Genomic DNA, 12003 nt, shown 5'->3' with positions numbered 1-12003 from the left:
CTAACTACTGTCCCATCTTTGTTTTTACCACTTCTTACCCAACTTTGAGGGGTATCTAAACTTACAGGAAGCCAAACTTCATTATTATCATTAGTGCCAACAACACCATTAGCTTTATTAATACTATCTGTTGTTAAGAATTTAGATGTATCAATATTTGAATCGCTGTTATCTGTAATCTTTTGCTCTAATTCTGCAACTTTAGTTGTAGCAGTATCAGCAGAAGTTTTAATATCAATTAGAGGTGTTTTGGTGTTTCCCCCATCTGAACTAACATAACAATCTGTTAAGTTTAAATCTTTAGGTGCATTTGTTTGGATATCAGCCATTTTTTTAAAATCCTTTATTTGTTAAGCAGCGCAAAGAACGCCATTATTGTTAATTGTTTTTGGAAAGAATACAGAACCATCAGTCATAATAATATTTGAATTTAATGATAGCCCTGTAGGAAGTTGTTTAGTGCCATTTAAGTAGGTATCTGGTACTGTATAGATGTTACCATTTAACAATAAATCATCTGGTAATTCACCAATAGTTTCGGGAACAGTTACAATACCTTCTTGAATGTAAATTCCTTCAGTATCAGCTTTAATTGTAGAACCATCTGACATCTGAAAAATAAAACCAGAAGAAGAAACCGAAATACTTTCAATTTTCGTATTATTATGACCTGATGGGCCTTGCCCACCCATCACATAATTCGCATCTAAGCCAACTTGCAAAACCCCCGCTGGCCTTATAGGCAAAACACAAGTAAACTCTAAAACTTCCCCTGATAATGTGGTAATAATAAATAAAATACCAACATTGGTAATACCCTCACCACCGGAAAGTAAAACTTTAAAAGTCTGTTTATCATAAGTTGCTTGGGTTCCTGTTACTGTGTCATCGTTTGGATAAACTTCAACTTTACTAATCGTATCCCCAGAAATCATTCGATTACTTAGATCAAATGAATAATATTTTCTTTCTTGAATGCCCTTGCAGATTAATTTTAAAACCGTTGATGATAAGCAACCTGACGGTAATACTAAAGGGCTTCTATTTTCTTGCGTTACTGTGTCATCACTTGTAGTAGTATCATCAGTAGATGTATTATCATCTGTATTAGAACTGCAATTTAATTTTTCTTCTGGAATATATACCATTTTAAAACCTTATAAATAATTATAATTTGTTAATTTGTTAGATTAAACAGTGCATAACCTCCTGCACCACTCCCACCAACCCAATAGCCAACAGACTGTTTTCGATCTATTGTGCAACCCCCACCGCCTCCAGCGCCATATCCCGTAGCACTTTCCCCAGTATCCGCCCAAGTTGGTTGCCCGCCTATTCCTAATGGTGTATTTGCACCTGCTCCACCAATTTTATCGTTATTATTGGCTTTTGCCCCATCCCCACCCGATACACCATTTGGTGAACCACCTGATCCACCTGTCGGATTGGTTCCAGAATAGTTCATCGCAAGCGCATTTTGACCACCCACACCACCTGTCACTCGCAATTTCTCTTCATCATTTATTAAAATATAACTGTCAGCACCGTTTCCTCCTTGTGTTTCGTATTTAGAAGTAGGCACGCCACCTTTACCAATATGAATTGTGATTGTTTCACCGCCCGATAAAGGAAAACTAATATCCTGCTGATAGCCACCGGAACCGCCACCACCGCCACTGGCACCATACCCTGTTTCATCACCACCACCACCAGAACCACCACCGGCCATCAGCCAAGTTAATTGTATTGAGCGTGCTTCATTAGGGGCTTGAAATGTATAATCTCCTGAATTAGTAACCTCTCGATAAATGGCGTTTGACCAACTTGTGGCTTTAATTAGCCCACCTTTAACAAATCCAGTAGGAACCCAAGGAATAGTATAATTTTGATTTCTCAGTGCTTGGACGTGATCTGATAACTCTTGCCAATCACTTGCCATAATTAAATCACCTGTTTTTTTTGTGTTTTGATATTGAAAAACAGGTATTTGACTATAAAATTTAATGATCTCGTTATAATCAGAAGCCTTAATTAATCCAGATAAAAGTAAAGAATTGTTTAAATAACCAAAAGCCATTAACAAACTCCTATTGATTTTACTGCACATTCTACCAAGCAAATATCTTCTTCAACTTTATCTTCCAAAGAAAAACCAATAATATTTTCGGACGGTTTGGCTTTAATCGCTATCCCATCAACATTTGAAACAGTTATAGGATCACCTTTTGATATTGCCCCTATAACTTTGACGGGAACCCGGCCTGCTAATGCTACTAGCAACGCAAGTGGATGATTTTTAATGGTTTCATTTATTTTAAGTCCTGGATTAGTAGAAATAATTCCCATAAAAAAACCGCCCTTTGAGGCGGTTGTGATCTCGTTTATTCCCCCGACTTTTACAATCGTTCCTGGATCATATTTTTGATCAGAAATATAATACTCTGCTAAATCAGCATAATCTGCTTGCAACGCCGTTCCATTAAAAAACTTTGCAGATATATTACCTTGATTATCAAAAGCATAATCGTATTTGTTTTCGCCACCCGTGACATTTAAGATAACATTATTAGAAGTCGCAGCATGTTCTTGAAAATACAAAGCAGCATTCATATTGCTACCATTATCAAATTGGAATCTAAGACTACTTGTATTTCTATATTCTCCCGCAGCAACTGCCTCAGCATTAGAAGATAGTAGCAAATCATTGTTTTTAACTTGAACACTACTAGCCGTAACTACTGACTGTGGGAAATAAACAGAAGTATCAAACGTAACTTTATCACCATTATTATTAGTTATTGTATTCGTTTGCACCGCATCAGTCGTAAGCTCCCCAGCATTATTAAAACTCATACTTTTTGTTGTGCCACCACCAGATGCTTGAAAAATTAACGCCGTTTCTTCACCAGGGTGCTCTTGTAAATAAATAGAGCCCGCAACACCGCGTTTTGTGAGTTTAAATTCAATACCATTCCCATGTATAAAACCATTACCATCAGCAGTAGTATTATCACTTTGTATCGTTACATTACCATCCTGCACAGTCGATTCATTAACTGTAATAGTCTTTGAACTTATAGCTGTTTCAGCAAAAATACTTTTACATGAAAATTTTCCAAAATTATCAAAAGTATAATTATAATAATTTCCACCACCAGAGGCATAAAATATTAGATTATTAGAAGTTCCAGCATATTCTTGGAAGTATATACACCCTTGCATACTGGTATCTTTTCCAAATTGCCAAAGTATAGAATTGGTATTTCTATAACTACCACTATCCACCTTTTCGGCATTTGAAATTAATTTTAAATCATTATAATTAAGTGAAAATGAGTTTTGAGCAACAAATGACTGTGGAAAATAAACAGAAGTATCAAACGTAACTTTACCAGAACCATTATTTGTTATTGTATTAAATTGTCCCTTCGCCCCAATAAATGACGAATATTGCCCATAAAGGTTAATACTACCGTTGTCAAAGGTTATTAAAGTAACATTATCAGAGTTTTTAATAAACCACGTATTATCTTGACCCATTAAATATGTTTTATCATTACCGCCCCACAAATAATTTCCATTTGTGTGCATCGCACCTGTTATAGTATCACCAGCCTTTTCGTAATAAGGATTAAAATCAATAGACCCCAGTTTATCATCAACATAAGATTGATCAGCTTTATCTTTAATTTGATTTAAAGCTACAGCCGTAATACGATTGGATATTATCGCACCTTGGCTCCATTTTCTCGCGACAGTATCTTCTTGCCCTCGCAAAACAGTAAAACGATCTTCATCTTTTGATGTAACCCAACAAATTTCCGTATTATCATCATTGCTATCAGCAGATAATGTAATCGTAAAATACTCATTTTTACTATTGTCTGGGTCTGGGAATAAAATGCCTGTTCCCGTAGAAACTGCAATAATCGTCGCATTTTCATCAATATTCGTGCTTAATAATGTATTTAAATTATTTCCAAATAGAAATTTATCCATTTATTTCGTTCTCCAAAACAAAATTAAACATAAAAGGAAGATTAATAAGGCCGTTCGCCATAACATCACGTAATAATGTCATAAAAGGCGATTTTGCTAATTCATTGAGAATAGTGATTTTGAATTGTTTATCGTGGACTTGAATAGAAATGTCATTAATATCAATTACATTCGGACAAGTAATGTTTAAAAAGCGAATTATTCGCCTCTTTAAATATGGGATACTAAAACAGAAACCATCACCTTTATAAAAATTCCATTGGATTACTTTTTTAAACTCTTCGTCACTCATTGTATGAGCTGTAGAATATTTAATTATTCTTGCTGCATTTGGATCAACAACATTCGGAGTTACGGTATTTAATCCCCGATATATTAAATTATGGGCATAAAGGACCTGCTTACGACTGATACCATAGATATTCTTTGCTACATAATCCAACCACAATCCAGATTTTGTATAGAAATTAGGAAGATTTAAATTCCTTATTTCGTCTAAATATTGATCTGACAACTCATTGTAAGTATCAACAAATACCTTTAAGTAAGGATCACCACGCCACTGCCAATATAAATAAGCATAAAGATTGTGATGATATAACTCTGGTTCATTTGATCCCTCTGTATCAACTGTATTTACCATCTGTCACCGTTATATTTTCTGATTGTGTATAAAAATATGATTGAGGATCACCACGAATAATATTTTCGCTTGAAGTTGGCTTTTGTTGAACGCCATTGATAAAAACTAAAATATCTATTTTTGTAATAAGATTTTGATTAAAAACTTGATCAACACCATCTAAGAAAATCTTTTGGATTTCATAAAGATTAATAACTTCACCGATGCGGATTTGATTAATATACTCAACAATCAATGGTACTGTAGTATTTGAAATAGCCCCTACATATAAACTACTATCATCTTCCATTTTCCATATTAGCTGAATACTAACTTTTTCTTGTAACGGGACAATAAATGGAACTGTATAGCTATCCACACCATCTCTTAAAATAACTAATCTATTTCTTACATTGGTATTTAAAATCAAACCGCCAGTATAATCCTCTGCATCTATTGTATCGACAGGAATGGAAAAGCTATTATCGCTCAAAACAGTAATTGTGAATTGTTGGTTTTGTAGAAAAGAATACCCATCACCAGAAAAAGAAACGACATCACTCGTTTTTAAGCCATGTGTTAAATTAGTATAAATAACAGTAGGATTGCCTTTATCTAAACGAGAAACTTGAATTTCTGATGGTTTTAAAATCCCAATTGTTGGAATTGTTTGAAATATCGCATTTGCAATATCATAAGGATCACCCCCACCGCAAATCACAGAATAACCATCACCATTTACTACAATAGAAAGTAGTCTTTCTTGCACGCCATCAATTGATAATAATCTAGTTCTAATCATTGTTGGGGTTGCGGTTGATGTTACAAGACCGGCCTCCATAATACGGCTACGATATTGTGTTGTAGTCTCAGCAGCAGTGCCAATCATTCCTACTTGTGGATTAGTAACACTCAATTCAACGTCGCTTCTTACAGAAGATTCTATCTTGGTGATCGTATTCGCTGGCATATCGAATGTATCGCTATCCTGAGCCAACACATATACCTGACCTGATGATCCATTTTGTGCAACTACAGTATCTTCTTGAACACTAAACCGATGGATACCATCTGACACAATAAAACCACGAGGAATAATAAAGCCTGGAGTTCCTGTAAAGATCACATAAGCACTACCATTCGTCCCAGATTTCCTAGAAATACCATAAACCATCCCCAATTGATCGAGTAATGCTTCATTTGCGGTTGATGGTGCTATCGAGTTTATCAAATCTACTTGTGCTTGATTAATAAAAACAAGGCTTCCACCACAAGTGCTTAACATATCCTCAATTAAAGTCCCTGGTAAATTAGCAGTATAATCAGGAACTTCATTTTCTATTTTAGCTTGTATTTGATCTCTAATTGCTTGAGGTGATGTCGGAGATACTCCAGCTTGAGTGATATTTAAATTAGCCATCTATTACGCTTCCATTAATTGTATCTGAAAATGTTTGCCCATTATTCGTAATAATATTCACATTATATGTTGGATCGTGTTGACTTGTGTCACGTTGGATATCAAGTGAAGCAAAATAAGGATTAAATTGATCTTTTACTAATGAAACATAATAATCAGGGTAAATACTGGTAGCGATTGTTTCCACGGCTGGTATGCCATAACTTGAATAAAATGGACTTTCTCCATACACTAGCCGTAAAACTTGAATTAACCCAAATATATAAACGTCATCATCATTAGTAAGAACCAACCACTCTTCTTTGCCAGTATCCTCATTTTTAATTTTATGGTATATTCTCATTAAAGAACCCCACCTGTAGGTTGCCCTTCATTTCCATTACTGTGCGTATGAGATTTAAATTCAGTTCCTCCAACAGTAAGCGTTCCTTTAATGTCAACATTGCCATTTACAGTAAGCTTATTTTTAATTGTTACATTGCCATTCAATTCTATTTTTGAAGCTGTAACAGCAATAGTATTGTGATTAACTGTGATATGAGTGGACCCGTCCTTGGTTTGTATCTTTACGCCGTCACTCTCACCATATAGAACCAAAGTGTTATTATTTTTAATCTCTGGCTGCGTTACACTAGCAATGGGTAAAAAGGCCATATTTTGGAAGTTAAACCCCATTTTCATTGTTGGAGCAACAAGACCTAAACCAATAATATGATCAATATTTACATATAATGGGATTAAAATCCCCCTACAGCCCTTTTGAATTGGGAACCTAATATATTCTGACCTCAGCAATGGCACGGTAATTTGAGGGTAATTATTCTCGGACGATACCTCAATATTCACAACTGCCAATGTGCCATCAAAAGATTCTACTGTTGCAGGAATGATATGACCTTGAGCATTACGGCTCATAACACTTTCATTTCTCGCAATATCATTTAATGATTTAAATATAGGATTATGTATCGGATCATCTGACATTTAAAATTCCCAATAAAAAAGCCACCGCAGTGGGTGGCTTTAAAGCTAATAAATTAAATAAACTACTTTGAAATCTCTCGATATATTAATAAAGGAGTAACTGACGCAATATTATCTGGTCGCCCCATCGTTGAACGAATAAGAGGTATACTCTCTGTGAATACATCCCACAAACCATTTCGACTAAACTCTATATTTTGATTAGAAACATCTTCATTTGGTTTAACATCTAATATTCCGATAATATTCCAAGCCCCCTTTAATGTTAATCCATATTTCATTAAAAGATCACTTGCCTGCCCAGTTAAAAACATTTTATCCAAAGTAAACCAAATATTTTTTGTATTATTCACCAAATGCCCCTGCTTCAATAAATTGAGATGTTTTTGCAACTACCTTACCTTCCGCAGTTTGTTTCACACCACTACCAGAAAGTTCAGATTCTCTAACTTGTTGTAAATATCCCAACTCATTCACTTGTGATAAAAACGAAGCAATGCGTCTGGTATCATTATATAAAAAATCATAAAGATTATTCTCTTTCGATCTTAATCCATCTACGGATACTTTCTCTTCGTTCTTTGACACGAACTTCTATTTCCTTTTGTTTTTTAATAATATTTTTCTGATAAAAGTCGACTTCTTTAACTGTTTTTAAGAGCATTTTTCCAAGTATATTTTTTTTCATTGATATTCTCCCTTTCGCACAATATCATTGTCGTTATAAAACGATAGGAAATAATAAACAAACTATATGTTATAATATTGTTTTACTATATAAAAAAGCCACCTCAATGGGTGGCTTGTGTGTGTTGTGATTGTTTTTTAATTTAAATATTAACTTCTATTTATCCTCAGTGTTTTTCTCAGTTTCGGCAGCTTGTTGATTATACAATTGTGCCATTCCAAAAAGAGAAAACACAGTTGCTGCCCCCGTAGATAGAGCATAAACAAAAGATAAAAAACCAATACAATTTAATATATTGAAATGATAAGTATGAGCGAAAAGTGCTAATAAAATTGCTATTAATTGAGTTAAAACAAAGTGAACAAATCTTGCTGCTATTTCTATATAATAAGATTTCCCCTCCCAAGCTATAAATTTAAACAAAGCTGTTGAAGGAAATGCAAATATAATTGCCATTGCTCCAATAGAAAACCCTAGTAAAGAAGGCAATATACCCAAAGCTAAAGATGACCAATCTTGTAACAACCATAATCGATATAATCCAGCTGTTAACAACACTGATAGCCACATCCACCTAGATTGGATAATAGCTTTGAACCCACCATATGCATTCCAATATCCACTTATTTCTGAAAAAAAAGCACTTTTCTTGCCTTTTTTACCAAAAATTAAACATATTATGAAGCTTAGACAATAATGTTTCATTAGGATTATTTTCAAACTGTATGATTTTTGGTTTATCTTCTGTAGATAGTTTTGTCTTTACACCATTATTGTCAACCCCTTCACCACGAACAAAACCATCTTCGGCAGCAACAATTGCTAAATTTTTTGTTTCTTGGTCGGGAGTTAACCTATCCTCTTTCTGATCTTTAAATAATATATATTCTGCTTTATGCGCATTCTGATCATTTAATCGTGCAAGAACTTTTTCTCTGACATCATCTGATGTTGCATCAGGATTAGGTTTCACAATGCCTATACTTAACTTATTTAAACCTGATAATTCTAAAATATTATCAACAACGCCATTTTCAGGAATAATTGTTATCTCAACAGCAGGAGCATTTTTATCTTGCATTTCAAAAGACATCAATTTTTTTAATATTGATTTAATCTGATTAGGCATAATAACTTTTTGCTGAGAATTTTTTCGTTCAATATATAATTTATGATCTTGAGTATTAAAAACATAATTAAATCTATAAGCTGATAAACCATAATCTTTAGAAATAGAGTCTATCATTTTTAATTTACTATTTTTCTCAGTATCATCTAACAACTTTTCACTATTTAAATCTACCCAATCTTTATTTTTACTGACTTCAGTCCAAGTTAATAAATGACCCTCAAAGAAGCTTTTATGTTCTTGAATTACTTTTGGCTGGGAAAAACGTGCTAATTTTTCTCCATTTGAAGCATACTCAACCCTTTTTCCAGCTGCGGTTTCAAATAATTTAAAATAAACCCCATCAGGGTGTGGAGTAGCTGCAATATTCACGACAATGACTTCAATTAACTTTTTCTTTGACATTTACATCACCAAAATAAATGATAAAACGTAATTATATCATTAAAATAATATTAAATCTATTGCCAACGCCTCCTTACTGTCATATCGTTTCGGTAAAGGAGATTTTTTATGTCAAGTAATAATTATGCAGTTTATCTCGTTCTTATCCCTTTATTTTTAAGCTTAATAACCGCCATTTGTTCTTATATAGTGGCGAAAAGAAAAGGTAGGAATGCACCGCTATGGTCTTTATGTACTTTTGCATTCAACCCTTTAATTATTCTTTTAGAATTTTTACCCAATAGAAACTGTAATAATTATACAATGGTGACATGCCCTACTTGTGGCAACAGGCACGCCAACGCTGCGAAATGCTGCCCCCATTGTGGCCAACCAAATCAACGTAAAGATTACTATCTTTTAACACCATTTGACCGAATGACCATCATCGGTGAATTTTTTGTCTGTTCACTACAGGGCATTATATTATTTATAGCTTTCTGCATTACCTACTATATATTCCTAGTATATTTCGTTTTTTCCGCAGCAATTATGGGGGCATTAACATCCGCTCTTTACGCATTATAAAAAAAGCCACTGATACTCGTGGCTTATGTTAAATCATTGATCGTTTAACTCACTATATAATGAACAACCCTTTTGTAATTTGTTTGAGCAAGCTTGTTTATAATATTCTTTTGCTTTTGCTTTATCTTGAACAACTCCATTACCATTTTCATATGCCATCCCTAAAAACAACATAGCTTCTGGCATACCTAATTTAGCAGCTTTTTCAAACCATTGATTAGATTTAAAATAATCTTGAACACCGTATTTATCAAAAGCATATATTAAACCAAGATGTAAATTCGCAATAGGAACTCCATTATTTGCCGCCTTTGTCAATAATTCAATTGCTTTCGAAACATCTTGCGTAACTCCCTTCCCATCTAAATATAAAAGACCAAGATTTACCAAAGAATAATTATCCCCTACCTCAACGCCTTTTTGAAACCATTCACTAGCTTTAGTTAAATCTTGAGGGATTCCTCTCCCACCATGTAAATATGCAATACCTAATTCTGCATCTGCGACCCCATCCCCACGATTTGCCATTTCCTCCACTTCAGACAATGGCTTTTCTCCATCTACTGTGAATCTTTTTTCATAATATTTTATCATGGCATCTTTATCACCATGATTCATTCTTTGTTTTAGTGTCGCAAGAGGCACATTATCTAAATTATCTGCAAAAACTTTAGGAGATGCGAAAAAAATCCCCACAAACAATAATAGAGAATATTTAAATAGTTTCATTTCATAAGAACCTTTCAAAATATAAAATAATTATTTTATATTTATCAAAACATTCCTATAAAGCAACCATAATCAATAAACCCCACCCATCTCTAATACTCCGCCATCTTGTCTTTTAATATCAACCACATATTCAGAGCTTATGGGCGATACCGTAATAACTGTCGCCCAGTCATTAGGTGATGCTGATTTATAATCCGCCAAATGTTGAACAGATATAACAACATAACGCCCTTGAAAAATTGGATTATTTCTGATGCCAGCATCTGTTCCACGATTAAAGTAATAATTGGCACCATCATTTGTAGGCGATATTTTCCCATATAATGAGGTTTCTTTTGGAAATACAATCACGTCATTCACCCCAATATCTGGTCGCATGACTAAAACTGACGAAATATTTCCATTATCTGTCCAAACTGGTTGCCCTATAAAATCAATCGTTTTTAATTGGGTCGTTTGCCCTAATATTTTATCAGATACAAATATTGTATTATTACGCTCATAGATGCGTATAGGGTTTGTCTTATAAACCTCGCTTTGTTCATTGACTGCACGAGCAAAATCTTCCAAGTTTTTTGCTACATTCCCATGTTTTAAAAGTGCTTTAAAGTCTCCTTTTGCGCTTACATCGACTACAATCTTATATTCAGGGTATGAAGCTTTTAAAGCTAATTCAATCGATTTACTAAACTCTTGATCTTTTTCACGATATAAAGTGATTTCCCGTTTATTATCGAATACCTCTGGTAGAAAGTAAAAGCTTAATGTTTGATTAGTTCCAGACCAATTCCCATGCGGTGACGCAATAATACCATTCAATAAAAGCCCGTAATTATCTTTTTCAACCATGTAGCCTTTTGTCATGCCACCATAGATGCGTATATGCTTCCCTTTGAAGTCATAGGCTTGTGAAAGTAATTTTAAAGGTAATCCTTGTATTTGAACATAAGAAGCCCCCCAAGCTGTATTATGATAGAAAGATATTGCCAGATTAAAAACAACATTCAATGCCCCAGGGTTCATTTGCCCGTTATCTTGATGGCTAGAATATATCTCTTTCTTCGTCTCTTGCGTTTGGGTCTCAGTTGTCTTTTCAGTTCCCCCCGCATTACTGGACTCAATTACCGTAGTTGTCTTTGTAAATATCTCAATTCTATAATATCTCATGAGCTACTTACATCCTTAACATAAATAAATCCAAGATCATCACGATAAATCAAAGTATTCTGTGAAAATAAATTAAAAACCAAGTTAATATCTAACGCCTCCGTTGACGAAATTAACGGAGCATTTCTAATAACATTTTGATTTAAATCCGATAACGTAAAAAACCACCGACGAGAGTAAATATTATACCACGTCTTAAAGATATAATTTCCACCATCTAAAGTAACTGTAATTTGAAACGGTGGGTTATTATTCTCTGATGGTGTAAAAGCATATCGACTATCTGCCAT

Annotated in this window: 16 protein-coding genes; 1 reads left to right on the top strand and 15 read right to left on the bottom strand. The window is 34.0% G+C overall.

Annotated elements, in window-relative coordinates; translation table 11 throughout:
- The 12 genes from CIN_RS11025 to CIN_RS10970 all read right to left on the bottom strand — a co-directional run.
- Positions 1-329, bottom strand: a 329-nt coding sequence (locus CIN_RS11025) for a hypothetical protein (RefSeq protein ID WP_040364473.1), incomplete at its 3' end; no start/stop codon positions are given.
- Positions 330-350: 21 nt separating this feature from the next.
- Positions 351-1148, bottom strand: a complete 798-nt coding sequence (locus CIN_RS11635; RefSeq protein WP_050798437.1) for a phage fiber-tail adaptor protein — start codon at positions 1146-1148, stop codon at positions 351-353.
- A 29-nt stretch (positions 1149-1177) separates the two neighbouring features.
- Positions 1178-2077 carry a glycine-rich domain-containing protein gene (locus tag CIN_RS11015; RefSeq protein ID WP_008855170.1) on the bottom strand — a complete coding sequence of 300 codons (900 nt, stop codon included), beginning with the start codon at positions 2075-2077 and terminating at the stop codon, positions 1178-1180.
- Positions 2077-3999, bottom strand: a complete 1923-nt coding sequence (locus CIN_RS11010) for a hypothetical protein (RefSeq protein ID WP_008855169.1) — start codon at positions 3997-3999, stop codon at positions 2077-2079. Before CIN_RS11010 ends, CIN_RS11015 begins: the two co-directional genes overlap by 1 nt.
- Positions 3992-4642 (bottom strand): hypothetical protein, encoded by a 651-nt coding sequence (locus tag CIN_RS11630; RefSeq protein ID WP_008855168.1) that lies wholly within the window; start codon positions 4640-4642, stop codon positions 3992-3994. Before CIN_RS11630 ends, CIN_RS11010 begins: the two co-directional genes overlap by 8 nt.
- Positions 4626-6041, bottom strand: a complete 1416-nt coding sequence (locus CIN_RS11625; protein ID WP_008855167.1) for a baseplate J/gp47 family protein — start codon at positions 6039-6041, stop codon at positions 4626-4628. Before CIN_RS11625 ends, CIN_RS11630 begins: the two co-directional genes overlap by 17 nt.
- Positions 6034-6384, bottom strand: coding sequence for a hypothetical protein (locus CIN_RS10995; protein ID WP_040364472.1), 351 nt, complete (start codon positions 6382-6384; stop codon positions 6034-6036). Before CIN_RS10995 ends, CIN_RS11625 begins: the two co-directional genes overlap by 8 nt.
- Positions 6384-7025, bottom strand: a complete 642-nt coding sequence (locus CIN_RS10990; protein WP_008855165.1) for a hypothetical protein — start codon at positions 7023-7025, stop codon at positions 6384-6386. Before CIN_RS10990 ends, CIN_RS10995 begins: the two co-directional genes overlap by 1 nt.
- Positions 7026-7087: 62 nt before the next feature.
- Positions 7088-7378: a hypothetical protein gene (locus tag CIN_RS10985; protein WP_008855164.1), complete on the bottom strand. Its 291-nt coding sequence runs from the start codon at positions 7376-7378 to the stop codon at positions 7088-7090.
- A complete protein-coding gene (locus tag CIN_RS11850; protein ID WP_040364471.1) occupies positions 7371-7613 on the bottom strand; it encodes a hypothetical protein in 243 nt (80 codons plus the stop codon). The genes CIN_RS10985 and CIN_RS11850 overlap by 8 nt, the downstream gene beginning before the upstream one ends.
- Before the next feature lie 256 nt (positions 7614-7869).
- A complete protein-coding gene (locus tag CIN_RS10975; protein WP_139017016.1) occupies positions 7870-8271 on the bottom strand; it encodes a hypothetical protein in 402 nt (133 codons plus the stop codon).
- A gap of 100 nt (positions 8272-8371) precedes the next feature.
- A complete protein-coding gene (locus CIN_RS10970; protein WP_008855160.1) occupies positions 8372-9247 on the bottom strand; it encodes a DUF4747 family protein in 876 nt (291 codons plus the stop codon).
- Between the two features lie 108 nt (positions 9248-9355).
- Here CIN_RS10970 and CIN_RS11845 point away from each other — a divergent pair, with 108 nt between their 5' ends.
- On the top strand, positions 9356-9814 hold the full coding sequence (locus CIN_RS11845; RefSeq protein WP_139017015.1) for a hypothetical protein: 459 nt from the start codon (positions 9356-9358) through the stop codon (positions 9812-9814).
- 33 nt (positions 9815-9847) lie between these two features.
- Here CIN_RS11845 and CIN_RS10965 read toward each other — a convergent pair whose 3' ends face one another.
- The 3 genes from CIN_RS10965 to CIN_RS10955 all read right to left on the bottom strand — a co-directional run bounded on the left by CIN_RS10965 (position 9848) and on the right by CIN_RS10955 (position 12003).
- Positions 9848-10543 (bottom strand): tetratricopeptide repeat protein, encoded by a 696-nt coding sequence (locus tag CIN_RS10965; protein WP_050798436.1) that lies wholly within the window; start codon positions 10541-10543, stop codon positions 9848-9850.
- 72 nt (positions 10544-10615) lie between these two features.
- Positions 10616-11713: a hypothetical protein gene (locus tag CIN_RS10960; RefSeq protein ID WP_040364469.1), complete on the bottom strand. Its 1098-nt coding sequence runs from the start codon at positions 11711-11713 to the stop codon at positions 10616-10618.
- Positions 11710-12003 carry a phage baseplate plug family protein gene (locus CIN_RS10955; protein ID WP_008855157.1) on the bottom strand — a complete coding sequence of 98 codons (294 nt, stop codon included), beginning with the start codon at positions 12001-12003 and terminating at the stop codon, positions 11710-11712. The genes CIN_RS10960 and CIN_RS10955 overlap by 4 nt, the downstream gene beginning before the upstream one ends.

Origin of the sequence: Commensalibacter intestini A911, from assembly GCF_000231445.1 — a bacterium.
In the GTDB taxonomy this organism is placed as follows: Bacteria; Pseudomonadota; Alphaproteobacteria; order Acetobacterales; family Acetobacteraceae; genus Commensalibacter; species Commensalibacter intestini.
The sequence above is the reverse complement of the archived record's forward strand: the minus strand, read 5'-3'. Positions and strand labels throughout refer to the sequence as shown.